Source organism: Vulgatibacter sp., assembly GCF_041687135.1.
Classification (GTDB): Bacteria; Myxococcota; Myxococcia; order Myxococcales; family Vulgatibacteraceae; genus JAWLCN01.
Map to the genome: position 1 here is coordinate 215,531 of NZ_JAWLCN010000008.1, position 14,584 is coordinate 230,114.

Genomic DNA, 14,584 nt, shown 5'->3' on the forward strand with positions numbered 1-14,584 from the left:
CGCAGCCTCGGGATGGAGCCGATGCAGCGCCCGCCCCGCACCAGCCGCCGCCCCGTGCGGCGCCAGACGAGACGAACGCGCCCGGGACGAGGCCGCGGCGCCTCCCGTGCGCTCGGCACCGCGCAGCTCTCCCTGCGCTCCTTCAAGCAGGCGACCATCGTCGCGGTGGCGATGACGGGGCTCGTCCTCGCGCTGCTCGGCGAGGAGGCGGTGGCGCAGCCGGAGGCCGCGGCCCCCGCCGCCGAGCAGACGGCGGCAGGTGGCGCAGGTGGAGCCGCTGGCGGCGCCCCGATCTTCGAGGCGGTGGAGCCGCAGGCCGCCGAGGCGCGCGAGGTGGCCCGGGCCACCGGCGAGCAGGCCCGCGGGGTGGCCGCCGGCCTCGCGGAGCGCTTCGTCCGCGGGCTGCCCCGGCTGCTGGTGGCGCTGGCGGCGCTCATCGCCGCGTGGATCGTCTTCCGCCTCACCCGGTTGGTGCTCCGCCGCGTGGTGCCGGGCTGGGCCCGGGCCACCGCCCTCACCGCGGTGGTCGGCTTCGCGGTGTGGGTCCTCGCCGGTGGCATCGCGGTCAGCGTCATCGCCGGCGACATCCGCGGGCTGCTCGGCTCGGTGGGCCTCGTGGGCCTCGCCCTCTCCTGGGCGTTGCAGACGCCGATCGAGAGCTTCACGGGTTGGTTGCTCAACTCGTTCCGCGGCTACTACCGGGTCGGCGATCGGATCGCGGTGGGCGAGACCTACGGCGACGTCTTCCGGATCGACGTGCTCACCACCACGATCTGGGAGATCGGCGGGCGGGAGCGGCCGGGGCCCGTGCAGGCCGAGCAGCCCACCGGCAGGCTGATCACCATTCCCAACCACGAGATCCTCACTGGATCGGTGGTGAACTACACCCGGGATTTTCCCTGGGTCTGGGACGAGATCGCGGTGACGGTCGCCAACGAGTCGGACCTGCCCTTCGCCGCCGAGGTGGCGCGGCAGGCGGTGGCGGCGGAGATCGGCGAGGCGATGGCGGAGCCGGCGCGGCGGTACGCCGACGTGCTGCGGCAGCAGGGGCTCGAGATCCCCATCGCCACCGAGCCGGAGGTCTTCCTCACGCCGGTGGAGTCGTGGACGGAGATCGCGGTGCGCTACCTCGTGCCGGCCCGGGGGCGGCGGGTCTGGAAGTCCCGGCTCACCCTGGCGGTCCTCGGCGCCTACCGCCGGCCGGACTACGCCGATCGGATCTTCCCCGGCTACCCGCGCGAGCAGCAGCAGCGGGTGGACGCGGCGGGTAAGCCGATCGACTAAGGGCGCGTTTCCGCCGCCGCCTGCACGAAGACGCCGAGGCGCGCCAGGGCGAGGAGCGCAGTCGCCCCGGCGGTGGCGAGTTCCACGAAGGCGCGCAGGGCGAAGCCTGCGGCGCCCGGGGGCGAGAGCGCAGCGGGGATGCCGAAGGCCAGTCCCGCCAGCGCGCCGGCCACCGCCACCAGGTAGACCGCGCCGAGGAGCACCGCGGGCTTGCGGAGCACCAGGGCAAAGCCCTCGTAGATTCCGGCAAGCGGCCCGCCGCCGAAGGCGCCGACCCGCACCAGCGCCGCCTCCGCCGCGAGGCGGAAGAGGAGCGATCCGCCGAGGGTGATGCTCCCCACCAGCGCGAGGCCCACCGACGCCAGCAGCGCGCCGGCGCCGCTCGCCTGGCGGGAGGCGAGCCAGGTCTGCGCCGCCACCGCGAGGAGCGGCACCACCGCCGCTGCCCAGACGCAGGCGGCGAGCAGCAACAGGGCGCCGGTCTGCAGAAGCGCGGCGAGGCGTGGCCCGAAGGTCGCTGCCTGCGGTGACGGGGCTGGCGCCGTGCCGAGGCGGGCGGCCAGGGCGGGCAGCCCGAGGGCGAGGCCGGCGAGCTCCACCAGCGCCCCGGCGAGGAGCGCGCTGGCGCCGAGGCCGAAGGCGGGGAGGAGCACGGCGGGATCGGCGATCACGTGCACCGCGGCGGCGAAGGGATCCCCCAGCCGCGCGAGGGCGGCGCGGAAACCGCCGACGAGGACGACCAGCGGCGCCGACCAGCCCGCAGCCCGGAGGAGGCGGGCCGCCCCGAGCAGGAGCCAGGGGAGCCGGAGGTGGCGGGCCTGTGCGAGCGCCGCGCCGACGAGGCGCAGGGCGCGCTGCCGGGGCGGCCGCACGAGGCGCGCCTGCACCGGCGGCGGCGCCACCAGGCGGGCGGAGACGGCCTCGTGCTCCCCTGGGGTCAAGGCCTACTCCTTCTTGCCGTACTGCTCGATCTCGTCGCTCTGCGAGATGGAGTAGCGCACCAGCTCGCGGAGGATGCGGTTGCGCTTCACGTTGCCGAGGATCCCCTTGAGGTCCTCGTAGACCGTCGGGTCGTTGATCAGCGCGCCGAGGGAGCCGTCGCCTTCCTTGATCTTCGCCACCACGAGCCGCATGTCGCGGGCCGCGGCCGCGAGCTCCTCGCCCATGTTCGGCTGGCCATCCTCGCCGCCGTAGACGAGCTGGTGGAGCAGGCCCGCCTTCTCGGTGCGCACGGCGGTGGCGAGGGCGCCGATCTCGTTGGCGACGTTGGAGAGGTCCTGCACCGCCGCCTTGCCTGCCGGGTCGTAGAGCATCGCGCCGACGAGGCCGTTGCCGCTCTGCACCTGGGCGAGGATCCGATCGACCCGACCCACGGCTGCGTCGGTGCGGGCGGCGATCGCCGCGGCGTCGCCGACCATCCGCTTCACCTCGGCGCCGGTCTTCGCGTCGTAGATCAGCGTGTGGAGCGCGCCCTTGCCGCTCTTCACCTGCTCGACCACGTCGCGGCTGGAGGAGATGAGGCCGACGAGGTCGTCCTTCACCTCCGGGGTGTTGTAGGCGGCGATGATCTCCTTGAGGTCGTTGGTCATCGTCACCGCGTTGTCGAGGACCGCCCCGCCCTTCTTGAGCATCTCGGTGTAGTCGGCCGCCGGCGCCGCGAGGAGCTCGCCGCCCTCGGCCACCACCTGCTGCGTCGCCGAGCCCAGGGTGATGTCGATCACCTTGTCGCCGAGGAGGCCGCGGGACCCGACCGACGCCTGGCTGTCGCCGCGGATCCGGTCCCCGTATTTGGCGAGGACGCGGAAGCGCACCTGCACGCGCTTGTCGTTCGGATCGTCGTAGAAGGTGATCGCGGTGACCTGGCCCACCTCGACGCCTGCGAGGCGCACGGGCGAGCCCGCCTTCAGCCCCTCGATCGAGGTGAAGGAGGCGGTGTACTCGGTGTAGCGGCTGAAGACGCCGCGCTCGGCGCCGAGCAGGAAGACTGCAGCGGCGAAGAGCACGAGCCCCACCATCACGAAGAGGCCGACGCGGGCGGTGACGCGCTTCTCGGTTTCCATCAATCTTCTCCGCCCACCATGCCGCGGACGAAATTGCGCACCTCGGGCAGATCCGAGTGCCGCATCTCCTCGACGGTGCCCCTGGCGAGGATCCGGTGGTTGTAGAGCATCGCCATGCGATGCGAGACCATGTAGGCGGAGTCCATGTCGTGGGTCACCACGATCGAGGTCACGTGGAGCTGCTCGTTGAGCTTCACGATCAGCTCGTTGATCCGCCGGGTGTTGATCGGGTCGAGGCCGGTGGTGGGCTCGTCGTAGAGCACCACCTCGGGATCCACGGCGATGGCGCGGGCGAGGCCCACGCGCTTCTTCATGCCGCCGGAGAGGTCCGCCGGGCGCATCTTCTCGATGCCGGGCAGGCCCACCATCTCGAGCTTCTCCGCCACCCGGTCGGCGACCTCCGCCGGCGGGCATTTCGGGAAGTGCTCGAGGATCGGGTAGGCCACGTTCTCGCCGACCGAGAGGGAGTCGAAGAGCGCGGCGCCCTGGAAGAGCATCGCGATCTTGCGGCGCACCGGGATGAAGCCGTCCTCGGAGAGGCCGGTGAGCTCACGTCCGTCGAAGGTGATCGTGCCGGCGTCGGGACGGAGCAGGCCGATCAGGCATTTGAGCAGCACGCTCTTGCCGGTGCCGGATCCGCCGATGACGGTGAGGGTCTCGCCGCGGCGCACGTCCAGGTCGAGCCCCTCGTAGATCTTCTTGGGACCGAAGGCCTTGAAGAGCCCGTCGAAGCGGATCAGCTCCTCGCCGGGCTGCGCCAGGAGGTCGTGGGCGGAGAGCGGCGGCAGCTGCGGTCTGGTGGACGGTGCGTTCACAGGGCGAGGAGGAGTTTGGTGACGAGGAAGTCGGAGACGAGCACGCCGATGCCGGAGATGGCGACGGTCTCGGTGGTGGAGCGGCCGACGCCCTCGGTGCCGCCGGTGGTGGTGAAGCCCTTGTAACAACCGACGATGGCGATCAGCAGCCCGAAGATCATCGCCTTGAAGATCCCGGAGGTGAAGTCGTTCAGGAAGACCGCGTCCATCGCCTGCCGGTAGAACTCGACGTAGGAGATGCCGTAGATCGACTTCGACATCACCGCGCCGGCGACGAGCGCCACCACGTCGGCGAAGACGGTGATGAGCGGCAGGCAGATCATCGCTGCCAGCACCCGCGGGACCACCAGCTTCTTCACCGGATCGGCGCCGAGGGCGCGGATGGCGTCGATCTGCTCGGTGACCTGCATCGAGCCGAGCTCCGCGGCGATGCCCGAGCCGACCCGGCCCCCCACGGTGAGGGCGGTGAGCACGGGCCCGAGCTCGCGGAGCACCGAGAGCGCGAGCACGCGGCCGATGGCGTAGGCGATGCCGAACTTCGCCATGAAGAAGCCGAACTGCACCGCGAGCACCATCCCCGCGAAGAGCGCGGTGAGGGTGCCGATCGAGGTGGAGCGGACGCCGATGTGCTCGATCTGCTGGAGCAGCGCGCGCCACTCCCAGGGCCTGCGCAGGCCGCTGGTGAAGACCTTGAACAGAAGCTGGGAGGCGCCGCCCAGCTGCAGCGCCGCTGCGTGCACCGCCGGCAGCAGCGCTGCGAGGCGCGACGGGCGCGACGGGGCGACGGAGGCTTCCGGGGTCACGGCTGCCTCGCGTCCGCGTCGGTGGAGAAGCCCTGCACCAGCGCCCGGTAGTCTGCCGCGCGGACGCCGAAGGTCCCTGGCGGCGCGGTGTAGATCAGGTCGTAGACGCAGCCGCCCTTCTTGAGGAGCGTGAGCTCCATCTCCACCGGCACACCGTCGAGTCTCGCGTTGGCCCTGGTGCGCAGGGCCCCGCGGCCGGCGATCTCCATCTGCTCGCGCTCGAGGATCTCGCGCTCCTCGAAGCCGAGGAGCAGGTGGTCGGTGAGGACCTTGAGGCTGGGATCGCCGTGGCCATCGCAGAGGGCGTTGACGGCGATCACCCTGCCGGCGCCGTCGGTCCAGGCGAGATCGTTGTCGCTGAAGGCGACGCGCTCCCACGAGTCGGGGAGCGCGCCCAGGCGGTAGCTCGCCTCCGCGTCACGGAAGGTGCCGTCCCGGAGGGTACCGCCGCCTCCGCACGCAGTGGCGGTGAGCGCCAGGGTGAGGACTGCCAGTCGTCGCGCCATCTTGAGCCTGCCGGTTTCGAACGGGGGCGGAACATATACGCCGCTCCGTCGAGCCGGCAACAAAGGATCCCGCATTGCCGGGCCCAACCCCGGGCAGCGGCAGGCAATTCCGGCGGCGGGCCTTGCCCACGGGGCACGGGCTGGTGCCCCCCATCCGGGCGAGCGGCCGCCTCTTCCTTCCCTTGACTCTGCTCGTCCGTTCACCCAAACTTCTGTTCATAGTACGGAGGGGTCATGGAAGAGCTCACCGAACGACAGCTCGCCATCCTGGGGTACATCGCCCAGCACATCCAGCAGCAGCGCTTTCCACCGACGATTCGCGAGATCGGCACGGCGATGGGGATCCGCTCGACCAACGGGGTGAACGATCATCTCAAGGCGTTGGAGCGCAAGGGGTTCCTCGCCCGCGGCGAGATGAAGAGCCGGGCGCTGGTGCCGACCCCGAAGGCCTGGGATGCACTCGGCACCGACGTGCCGCTCGCCGAGAACGTCTCCACCGCCCTGCCCCGGAAGGCCGCGGCGAACGACGATCTGCTCGAGGTGCCCCTGCTCGGCAAGGTGGCGGCCGGTGCGCCGATCCTCGCGGAGGAGAACCTCGACAGCACCGTGCGGATCGATCCCAATCTCCTCGGTCGTGGCGGGGCCAGGGGATCGGTCTTCGCGCTGCGGGTGAGCGGCGACTCGATGATCGGCGACGGGATCTACGACGGCGACATCCTCTTCGTGAAGAAACAGGAGACCGCCCGGACCAACGAGATCGTGGTGGCGATGATCGAGGGGGAGGCGACGGTGAAGCGCTACTTCCCCGAGGGGGACCGGATCCGGCTGCAGCCCTCCAACCCGCGGCTCCAGCCGATCTACGTACGCAAGGCGGACGCGCGGGCGATCCAGATCCTCGGCATCGCGGTGGGCGTCTTCCGCAACCTCGAGTAGGCGTCGTCAGCCGGTCTGCCTGCCGAGCAGCCCCTGGCAGAAGAGGCCCGGGGCGGTACCGGAGGCCTGCAGGCGCAGCTGCCTGCAGGTGCCCAGGGCCTTGCGCTCCTGGCCGGCGCTGGCCTGCGCCCTGGCGAGGGTATCGACCAGCATCGGATCGCCGGAGCGACGGACAAGCGGGTGGAGCACCCGGGCTGCATCCGCGGCCCTGCCCAGATCGACCAGCAGCGTCCCGATCGCCGCAGCGATGGCGGGACGGTCGTCTGTCGGGCGGGCAGCGAGGGCCCGGTCGGCAGCCTGGCCTGCTCCCGCCGCGTCGCCTGCGGCGAGGCGGAGGCGGGCGATGCCCAACCAGGCGGCGGGGCGGTCTTCGCGCTCGTTGGCGTGGGCATAGGCGGCGAAGGCCTTCTCGGCTGCACCGCTCACCGCGTGGAGATCGCCGGCCCGCTCCCAGAGCGCTGGCGCCTGCTCGAGGGCAGCCTGGCGCTCCAGGGCGAGGGCCGCCTCGGCGCCCTCCCCTTCCTTCTCCCAGGCTGCAGCCAGCGCCGCCCACCGCTCGGGATCGCGGGGCGCCGCTGCTGCAGCGGCCCGGAGCGCCACCACGGCAGCCTCCCCGTCGCCGCGCCGCTCGTGGAGCGTCGCGAGGCGGGCCTGGAGGTTCGCCCGGCGCTCGCCCCTGGCGCGGCGGGCCCCCTGGGCGAGGAGGTCCGCTGCGTGCTGGAGGTCGCCCCGCTCCTCCGCCAGGGCAGCCGCCTCGCTCGCTGCCTCGGGGTGGTCGGGGTCGAGCTCCCGGGCCTTCCCGATCGCCTCCCGCGCCGCTGCCGGCCTGCCCACCGCCCGGTAGACCTTGCCGAGCTGGAGCCAGGGGCGGAAGCGGTGGCCGTCGAGCTCGGTGGCGCGTTCGTAGGCTGCCTCCGCCTCGCCCCACCGCTCCTGCCTGCTGCGCAGATCACCGAGCAGGACCCAGGCCTCGGCATCGTCGGGATCGAGGGCGAGGGCGTCGAGGGCGGCGCGGGTCGCCTCCGCGGGATCCCCCTCGGCGAGGCGCTGCACCGCAGCGAGGCGCTGCGCCTCCGCCCGGTGCTCCTTGCCGTCGCCTGCTTCGCCGCGGGGCAAGGCGGCGCCGAGCAGCCCCACCGCCATCGACCCCACCGCCACCGTCCAGAGCAAACCCGTCCGCAACCGATCCTTCAAAAAGCGACCTCCGCGGGCTCGAGGAGGCTCTGCCGCCCGCTTCCTTCGAGGTCCAACAACTCCACGCGCGCACGATTCCGGCGCAGGTCGAGGATCGCGATCGACCGGGGGAGCGAGAAGCGCCTCGGACCGCAGCTCCCCGGGTTGACGTAGAGCCTGCCGTCGCGGACCTCGATCGCGGGTTTGTGGGAGTGGCCGTAGATCACCAGCTGCGGCGCCGCCTGCTCGATCGCCTGCCGGGCTGCGGGGAGGAGCTTCTCCGGCTTGCCCAGCTCGTGGATCACCAGCACGCTTAGCTCCCCGACCGATTCCACCAACACCTCGGGGAGCGTGGCGCCGAAGGCGTCCCGGTCGTTGTTGCCCCGGACCGCTGCGGTGGGCGCGATGGCCGCCAGCTTTTCGATCACGGCGGCCCCCATCACGTCCCCCGCGTGGAGGATCCGCTCGCAGCCCGCGAGGAGCTCGGGGAGCCTGGGGTCGAAACGTCCGTGGGTGTCGGAGACGAGGCCGATGCGCATGCACGCCACGTTGCCCACCGGCACTGCGCGCGTCCACGGCGGACCGCGCAACGACCGGCAGGCGACAGCCTCCGGCGCGGCACTGGTCGGAACACCAAGCACGGCGGGATACTGCCGCTGCAGCAAACCTGCAGCGCTGCGCTCCCCCACTGCCTCGAGGAGGATGGGTCATGGCCAACGAAGAGACGAACGCAACCGGCGACACCTGGGTGGTTCACCTTCCCGCGTCGGTCGCCGCGGAGGCGGAACGGATCGTCGGCGTCCGCTCGCGCAACGACGCGTGGGTCCGCGAGCTGGTGGAGCGCGAGCTCGACAGGCTGCGCAACTGGGCGACGGAAGAGGCCGAGTAGCGGGCCCGCGGTTGCCGCATCCGACGGCGCTGCCCATCTTCGGCGGTCCTTCGAAGAGGGGAGCCGCTCGGTGCTCGAACCAGAGGCAGCCCACCGCATCCGGCTGCGCCGTGCAGCAGCGCTCCCGTTCCTCGGGGCGGCGCTGCTGCTCTGCGGCTGCGACGGGATCCAGTCGACGCTCGCGCCGGCAGGCGTGGGGGCGAAACGGATCGCCACGCTCTTCTGGATCTCCGTCGTGGGCGCCGCAGCGATCTGGCTGGCGGTGATGGCCCTCACCCTCGTCGCGATCCGGCGCGGCAACGCCCGCGGCGAGGGGCGAAGGATCGCCGACGAGACCCGCGGTCCCGCCGCCTGGATCATCGTCGGCGGCGGCGCCGTCTTCCCCAGCGTGGTCCTTGCCGGCTACCTCCTCTACGGCCTCGCGCTCCTGCCCGATCTCGTCGCGCCGGCGCCGCACGGCAGCCTGCAGATCCAGATCTCCGGCGAGATGTGGTGGTGGCGGGTCCACTACCTGCCGCCGGGAGGTGATCCCGTTCCCCTCGCCAACGAGATCCGCCTGCCGGTGGGCGAGCCGGTGGAGTTCCTGGTCGAGAGCCCCGACGTGATCCACTCCTTCTGGATCCCCTCCCTCGGCCCCAAGATCGACATGATCCCCGGCAGGAAGAACCGCCTCGCCCTGCAGCCCACCACCACCGGCCTCTTCCGCGGCGCCTGCGCCGAGTATTGCGGCGCCTCCGACGCCCGGATGAACTTCTACGCAGAGGTGATGGAGAAGGCGGCCTTCGAGCGCTGGCTCGCGCAGCAGGCGGCGCCGGCGAAGGAGCCGTCGACGGCCCTCGAGGCCCGGGGCCGCGCGCTCTTCCTCGGCAACGGCTGCGGCGCCTGCCACACCGTCCGCGGCACCGAGGCCGACGGCGTCCTCGGTCCCGACCTCACCCACGTCGGCGGCCGCCACAGCATCGGCGCCGGCCTCCTCCCCAACGACAGGGAAGGCTTCGCGCGCTTCATCGCGAGCACGAACCACCTCAAACCCGAGGTACGCATGCCCGCCTTCGGTATGCTCCCGGCGGATGACCTCACGGCGATCGCCGCCTGGCTGGACGGCCTCGAATGACCCGCCCGCCGAACGCCGAGCACCAGGCGCCCGTCACCGCCCCGGGCGACGTGGAGCCGCTGCAGCGCGAGCCCTCAGAGGCGCTCCGCCGCGCGCAGGCCGAGCGGCTCCTCGCCGCGTGGAAGACGCCGACGGGCTGGCGCTACTGGTCCGCCGTCAACAACAGCGAAGTCGGCAAGTGGTACACGGTCGGCGCCTTCCTCTTCCTGCTCTTCGGCGGTGTCCTCGCCCTCCTGATGCGGCTGCAGCTCGCCTTCCCGAACGGCGATCTCCTCACCGCCGATCAGTACAACCAGGTGTTCACGCTGCACGGAACGGTGATGATGTTCCTCTTCGCCATTCCGATCTTCGAAGGCTTCTCGATCCTGGTGCTGCCGCAGCTCCTGGGCTGCAGGGACCTGCCCTTTCCCCGCCTCTCGGCCTACTCCTTCTACTGCTTCGCCCTCGGCGGCATCTTCGTCTGCGGCTCGATCTTCTTCGGCGCAGCGCCCACCGGCGGCTGGTTCATGTACCCGCCGCTCACCACCACCTACGACGAGGGCGTCGGCGCCGACATCTGGCTCCTCGGCCTCTCCTTCATCGAGATCGCGTCGATCGCCGCTGCGGTGGAGCTGATCGTCGGCGTGCTCAAGACCCGGCCGCCGGGGATGCGGATCAACCTGATCCCGCTCTACGCCTGGTACGTGCTGGTGGTGGCGGGGATGATCCTCTTCGCCTTCCCACCGCTCATCGCCGGCGACATCCTCTTCGAGCTCGAGCGCACGCTCCACTGGCCCTTCTTCGATCCGGCCCGCGGCGGCGATCCGCTGCTCTGGCAGCACCTCTTCTGGATCTTCGGCCACCCGGAGGTCTACATCGTCTTCCTCCCCTCGGTGGCGCTGGTGGCGATGATCGTCCCCACCTTCGCCCGCAGGCCGATCGTGGGCTACGGCTGGATCGTGCTCGCAGCGGTGGGCACCGGCTTCATCAGCTTCGGCCTCTGGGTCCACCACATGTTCACCACGGGGATGCCGGGGATCTCGCTGGCGCTCTTCTCCGCCGCGTCCGAGGCGGTGGCGATCCCCACCGGCGTGATGGTGGCGATGGTGCCCTTCGACCTGCAGGCCCACGACACCTACTTCGTCGTCGGTCACCTGCACTACGTGCTCATCGGCGGCGCGCTCTTTCCGGTGGTCGGCGGCCTCTACTACTTCTACCCGATGGTCACCGGGAAGAAGCTCTCCGACCGGTGGGGGCGGCGGGCGTTCTGGGTGATGCTCGCCGGCTTCCACGTGACCTTCTTCCCGATGCATCTCACCGGGCTGCGGGGCATGCTCCGCCGGGTCTTCACCTACGCCCCCGATCTCGGATTCGACCTGCTCAACCTCGTCTCCACCACCGGCGCCTTCGTCCTCGCCGCCGGGATCACCGTCGTGATCTGGGACGTGGTGCGGCCCGAAGGGCAAGGTCCCCTACGCGCCGCGCAACCCCTGGGGCGCGGGCACGCTCGAGTGGCTCGCGGAGGTGCCCGACAAGCCGTGGGGCGTGCGCTCGATCCCCGAGATCGACAGCCGCTATCCCCTCAGGGATCAGCCGAACTTCGTCCGCGACGTGGACGAGGGGCGCTTCTACCTGCCGAATGCGGAGGAGGGAAAACGCGAGACGCTCATCTCCACCACCATCGACGCGCGGCCGATCCAATGCCTGCGGGTCACCGGCCCCAGCTTCCTCACCTTCTGGGCCGCGCTCTTCACCGGCGGGAGCTTCATCTTCGCCACCTTCCATTTCTGGTGGCTCGCGCTCGCAAGCGGCGCGCTCGCCTTCGTCTTCCTCCTCACCTGGATCTGGACCGGCACCGGCACCATCCCCGAGAAGGAGACCAAAAACGTCGGCCTCGGGCTCGAGCTGCCCCTCTACCTCTCGGGCCCTGCGTCCGCCGGGTGGTGGGCGGTCTTCATCACCATGCTCGGCGACATGGTGGCCTTCGTCTCCCTGGTCTTCGGCTACTTCTTCTACTGGACCGTGCACGAGGATTTCGTCCCGCAGCCCGCACCGGGACCTGGCCTCTTCTGGCCGCTCCTCGCTGCGGCGCTCCTCGTCGCCTCGTGGATCCTCACCGCCCTCGCCCGCAGGTGGAACGCGGCGGATCGCAGCGGGCGCTACTACCTCGCGCTCCTCCTCGGCGTCGGCCTCTCCCTCGCCGGCACCGCCGCCCTCCTCGCGGGGCCCTGGGTCACCGGCCTCGATCCCGTGAGCGACGTCTACCCGGCGATCGTCTGGGTGCTGGTGATCTGGACGGCGCTCCACGTCGGCATCGGCGCGCTCATGCAGCTCTACTGCGTCGCCCGCCGGATCGCCGGGCGGATGAGCGCACGCCACGACGCCGAGATCACCAACACGCTGCTCTTCTGGCACTTCCTCGGGATCACGGTGGTCGCCACCGTCGCCGTGATCGCGGGCTTTCCGCTCCTGGCCTGAAACCATGCGCGACTACCCCGAGCGAAAAGAGAGCCTCTGGCTGATCACGGTGGGCCCCTTGATATGGGCGGCGCACTTCGTGCTCAGCTACGCCACGGCGGCGGTCTGGTGCGCGAAGATCGCAGGCCGCGACGGCTCGCTCGACGGCGCGCGGATCGCCATCGCGATCTACACGGCGCTGGCGCTCGCCGGCATCGCGATCCCCGGCACCATCGGCTGGCGCCACCACCGCGCCGGCGGCGGAAAGGTCCCCCACGACTACGACACCCCCGGCGACAGGCACCGGCTCATCGGGCTGGCCACCCTGCTCCTCTCGGCCATGAGCGCGGTCGGCGTGATCTACGCCGGCCTCGCGGCGCTCTTCCTGGAGACGTGCAATTGAGCCGGGTCGCCCTCGCCGCCCTCGGGCTCGCTGCCCTCGCCGGGCTCTGGCTGGGGCCGCTCCCGGGCCTCGCGGCGAGCGCCTTCCACGCCCACATGGCGATGCACATGGGCGTGGTGGCGGTGGCGGCGCCGCTGCTGGCGCTGGCCCTCGCCGGGAGCCGCCTCGATCCGGTGCGGCGCCTGCCCCGCCTCTTCGCGCCGATCCCGGCCTCGATGCTCGAGTTTTTCGTGGTGTGGAGCTGGCACGCGCCGGCGCTCCACCACGTCGCCCGCCACACGGCAGGGGGCGTCTTCCTCGAGCAGGGCAGCTTCCTCTTCGCCGGTCTCGCCGTCTGAATCGCAGCGCTCGGCGGCGGCGCCCGCAGCGGCAGCAGCCGCGCCGGAGCAGGGGCGATCGCCCTCCTCCTCACCTTCATGCACATGACCCTGCTCGGCGTGCTCGTCGCGCTCTCGCCCCGGGTGCTCTACGCCCACGGCGGCGGCGCGGAGGCCCTGGCCGATCAGGCCCTCGGCGGCGTGATCATGATCGCGGGCGGCGCGGCCTATCTCGCCGGCGGCCTCTTCCTCGTGCAGCTCCTCCTCCGCGCCAGGGCCGTGCGTCCTGCGGCAGGCGAGGAGGTGTAGATGGGCCTGCTGCGCGGCGCGGTGCTCTTCGTGCTCTCGGCCTTCGCGGCGATCGTCGGCCTCCTTCGCGGCGTGCGCTCCTTCCGCGCGGCGCAGGCGCAAGCAGCGCAGCCACGGCGCGAGCCGAAGGCATGGCTCCTCGAGAAGGCGAAGACCGCTGCCGCCACCCTCGTGCTCGTGGGGCTCTTCGGCTTCCTCGTGATCGCCTCCGGGGTGGTGCCCAACGAGGCCAGCTCCGGCCATTGGGCGATCACCGAGTGGCTGCTCACCTTCGCCACCAGGCGCACGGTGGTCTTCCACAGCCTGGGGATCGAGCCGCCCCGGCACCTCGGCGATCCGGCGCTCGTCCTCCGCGGCGCGGGCCACTACGACACCGGCTGCACCCCCTGCCACGGCAGCCCCGCGATCCCGCAGCCGCGGATCGCCGGAGCGATGACCCCCGACCCGCCCTACCTGCCGCCGATCGTGCCGGACTGGAGCGACGCGCAGCTCTTCACCATCGTCAAACACGGGATCAAATTCGCGGGCATGCCGGCCTGGCCCGCCCTCGAGCGGGACGACGAGGTCTGGGCGATGGTGGCCTTCCTCCGCAAGCTCCCCGCCCTCGATCGCGCGGCGTACCGGGCCCTCGTCGACGGGCCTGCTGCAGGCTCTGGAGAGCCGGTGGCCCTGGGCGATCTGCTCGGGAAGCACGAGCTGCCGGCAGCAGTCGCGCAGAGCTGCGCGCGCTGCCACGGCCGCGAGGGTGAGGGAGCCAGCGCCTTCCCCAGGCTCGCTGGCCAGCGGGCGGTCTACCTCGCCGCCTCCCTCGCCGCCTACGCGGAGGGCACCCGCCACAGCGGGATCATGCAGCCGGTGGCGGCGGGATTGAGCGAGGAGCAGATCGCGGCATTGGCGCGCTATTACGCGGAGGCGGCGCCGCGGCCTGCGACCCCGGCTGCAAAGCACGCTGCCGCCGCTGCACGGGGCGCGGTGATCGCGAGCGAAGGGATCCCGGCCCAGCGCATCCCGCCCTGCGCGGACTGCCACGGCCCGCTACCGGAAGGCGGCGTCGCCTTCGAGCGCAACCAGCACTACCCGATCCTCGCCGGACAGCATCCCGACTACCTGGTGCTCCAGCTCGATCTCTTCGCCCGGGGCAAACGCGGCGGCACGGCCTACGGCCACCTGATGAACCACGTCGCCGGCGATCTCACGCCGGAGCAGATGCACGACGTGGCGGCCTACTACGGCTCGCTGGCAGGGGGGCTCACGCGCTAGCGGCAGGGCCAAAAAGAAAAACCCCGGAGGGCTCGAAGCCATCCGGGGTTTTGCTGTTGGTGGGCGATGCTGGTTTCGAACCAGCGACCCCCGCCGTGTGAAGACGGTGCTCTACCGCTGAGCTAATCGCCCGCAACTCGTGGCTGCGTGCCCCTCGTCAACAGCGAGGCGGAGTATCCGGATCCGACCCCGAACTGTCAACGAAAAGAAGCGCTTCCGCGGATGAAATTGGCGGGCGCCGCCCCCGTCCCGAGGGCGGCGCCCCCCGCCTTCAGTTGCGCA

At 71.6% G+C, this 14,584-nt stretch carries 14 protein-coding genes, 1 tRNA gene and 2 pseudogenes; 9 read left to right on the forward strand and 8 right to left on the reverse strand.

Annotation, left to right across the window (positions count from 1 at the left end):
* Positions 1–21 precede the first annotated feature (21 nt).
* Entirely contained in the window at positions 22–1,284 is a 1,263-nt protein-coding gene (locus ACESMR_RS18070) for a mechanosensitive ion channel family protein (RefSeq protein WP_373048508.1), read from the forward strand.
* Here the strand turns inward: ACESMR_RS18070 and ACESMR_RS18075 are convergent.
* The 5 genes from ACESMR_RS18075 to ACESMR_RS18095 are packed head-to-tail and all read right to left on the reverse strand — an operon-like array spanning position 1,281 to position 5,468.
* Positions 1,281–2,225 (reverse strand): hypothetical protein, encoded by a 945-nt coding sequence (locus ACESMR_RS18075; protein WP_373048509.1) that lies wholly within the window; start codon positions 2,223–2,225, stop codon positions 1,281–1,283. The genes ACESMR_RS18070 and ACESMR_RS18075 overlap by 4 nt on opposite strands.
* 3 nt (positions 2,226–2,228) lie before the next feature.
* Positions 2,229–3,344, reverse strand: a complete 1,116-nt coding sequence (locus tag ACESMR_RS18080) for an MlaD family protein (RefSeq protein WP_373048510.1) — start codon at positions 3,342–3,344, stop codon at positions 2,229–2,231.
* On the reverse strand, positions 3,344–4,159 hold the full coding sequence (locus tag ACESMR_RS18085; RefSeq protein WP_373048511.1) for an ABC transporter ATP-binding protein: 816 nt from the start codon (positions 4,157–4,159) through the stop codon (positions 3,344–3,346). The genes ACESMR_RS18080 and ACESMR_RS18085 overlap by 1 nt, the downstream gene beginning before the upstream one ends.
* Positions 4,156–4,962, reverse strand: coding sequence for an MlaE family ABC transporter permease (locus ACESMR_RS18090; protein WP_373048512.1), 807 nt, complete (start codon positions 4,960–4,962; stop codon positions 4,156–4,158). Before ACESMR_RS18090 ends, ACESMR_RS18085 begins: the two co-directional genes overlap by 4 nt.
* The gene (locus ACESMR_RS18095) at positions 4,959–5,468 is read right to left on the reverse strand and encodes a hypothetical protein (protein ID WP_373048513.1); all 510 of its coding nucleotides are present in this window, start codon (positions 5,466–5,468) and stop codon (positions 4,959–4,961) included. Before ACESMR_RS18095 ends, ACESMR_RS18090 begins: the two co-directional genes overlap by 4 nt.
* 234 nt (positions 5,469–5,702) lie before the next feature.
* On the opposite strand from ACESMR_RS18095, the gene lexA reads away from it, so the two are divergent.
* The gene (gene lexA / locus ACESMR_RS18100) at positions 5,703–6,401 is read left to right on the forward strand and encodes a transcriptional repressor LexA (RefSeq protein ID WP_373048514.1); all 699 of its coding nucleotides are present in this window, start codon (positions 5,703–5,705) and stop codon (positions 6,399–6,401) included.
* Positions 6,402–6,407: 6 nt separating this feature from the next.
* Here lexA and ACESMR_RS18105 read toward each other — a convergent pair whose 3' ends face one another.
* Positions 6,408–7,595: a tetratricopeptide repeat protein gene (locus ACESMR_RS18105; RefSeq protein ID WP_373048515.1), complete on the reverse strand. Its 1,188-nt coding sequence runs from the start codon at positions 7,593–7,595 to the stop codon at positions 6,408–6,410.
* Positions 7,592–8,113 carry a metallophosphoesterase family protein gene (locus ACESMR_RS18110; RefSeq protein WP_373048516.1) on the reverse strand — a complete coding sequence of 174 codons (522 nt, stop codon included), beginning with the start codon at positions 8,111–8,113 and terminating at the stop codon, positions 7,592–7,594. The genes ACESMR_RS18105 and ACESMR_RS18110 overlap by 4 nt, the downstream gene beginning before the upstream one ends.
* 170 nt (positions 8,114–8,283) lie before the next feature.
* On the opposite strand from ACESMR_RS18110, the gene ACESMR_RS18115 reads away from it, so the two are divergent.
* From ACESMR_RS18115 to ACESMR_RS18145, 7 genes and pseudogenes are all read left to right on the forward strand, one after another.
* Positions 8,284–8,463 (forward strand): hypothetical protein, encoded by a 180-nt coding sequence (locus ACESMR_RS18115; RefSeq protein WP_373048517.1) that lies wholly within the window; start codon positions 8,284–8,286, stop codon positions 8,461–8,463.
* Between the two features lie 70 nt (positions 8,464–8,533).
* The gene (locus ACESMR_RS18120; RefSeq protein WP_373048518.1) at positions 8,534–9,577 is read left to right on the forward strand and encodes a c-type cytochrome; all 1,044 of its coding nucleotides are present in this window, start codon (positions 8,534–8,536) and stop codon (positions 9,575–9,577) included.
* Positions 9,574–10,908: pseudogene (locus tag ACESMR_RS18125) on the forward strand (cbb3-type cytochrome c oxidase subunit I); the annotation flags it as partial. The gene ACESMR_RS18120 and the pseudogene ACESMR_RS18125, both read left to right, overlap by 4 nt.
* 172 nt (positions 10,909–11,080) lie before the next feature.
* Complete coding sequence (locus ACESMR_RS18130; RefSeq protein ID WP_373048519.1) at positions 11,081–12,034, forward strand: hypothetical protein; 954 nt, start codon at positions 11,081–11,083, stop codon at positions 12,032–12,034.
* A gap of 4 nt (positions 12,035–12,038) precedes the next feature.
* Positions 12,039–12,416: a hypothetical protein gene (locus ACESMR_RS18135; protein ID WP_373048520.1), complete on the forward strand. Its 378-nt coding sequence runs from the start codon at positions 12,039–12,041 to the stop codon at positions 12,414–12,416.
* A pseudogene (locus ACESMR_RS18140) lies at positions 12,413–13,042 on the forward strand (cytochrome c oxidase assembly protein). Before ACESMR_RS18135 ends, ACESMR_RS18140 begins: the two are co-directional and overlap by 4 nt.
* A complete protein-coding gene (locus ACESMR_RS18145; RefSeq protein ID WP_373048521.1) occupies positions 13,043–14,302 on the forward strand; it encodes a c-type cytochrome in 1,260 nt (419 codons plus the stop codon).
* Between the two features lie 57 nt (positions 14,303–14,359).
* Here ACESMR_RS18145 and ACESMR_RS18150 read toward each other — a convergent pair.
* Positions 14,360–14,434: transfer RNA gene (locus ACESMR_RS18150), tRNA-Val, on the reverse strand.
* Positions 14,435–14,584 lie beyond the last annotated feature (150 nt).

Excerpts from the sequence above, each read along its gene's own strand:
- ACESMR_RS18070 (WP_373048508.1), top strand. The coding sequence starts at position 22 with ATGCAGCGCCCGCCCCGCACCAGCCGCCGCCCCGTGCGGCGCCAGACG.
- ACESMR_RS18080 (WP_373048510.1), bottom strand. The coding sequence starts at position 3,344 with ATGGAAACCGAGAAGCGCGTCACCGCCCGCGTCGGCCTCTTCGTGATG.
- ACESMR_RS18095 (WP_373048513.1), bottom strand. The coding sequence starts at position 5,468 with ATGGCGCGACGACTGGCAGTCCTCACCCTGGCGCTCACCGCCACTGCG.
- lexA (WP_373048514.1), top strand. The coding sequence starts at position 5,703 with ATGGAAGAGCTCACCGAACGACAGCTCGCCATCCTGGGGTACATCGCC.
- ACESMR_RS18110 (WP_373048516.1), bottom strand. The coding sequence starts at position 8,113 with ATGCGCATCGGCCTCGTCTCCGACACCCACGGACGTTTCGACCCCAGG.
- ACESMR_RS18115 (WP_373048517.1), top strand. The coding sequence starts at position 8,284 with ATGGCCAACGAAGAGACGAACGCAACCGGCGACACCTGGGTGGTTCAC.
- ACESMR_RS18135 (WP_373048520.1), top strand. The coding sequence starts at position 12,039 with ATGCGCGACTACCCCGAGCGAAAAGAGAGCCTCTGGCTGATCACGGTG.
- ACESMR_RS18145 (WP_373048521.1), top strand. The coding sequence starts at position 13,043 with ATGGGCCTGCTGCGCGGCGCGGTGCTCTTCGTGCTCTCGGCCTTCGCG.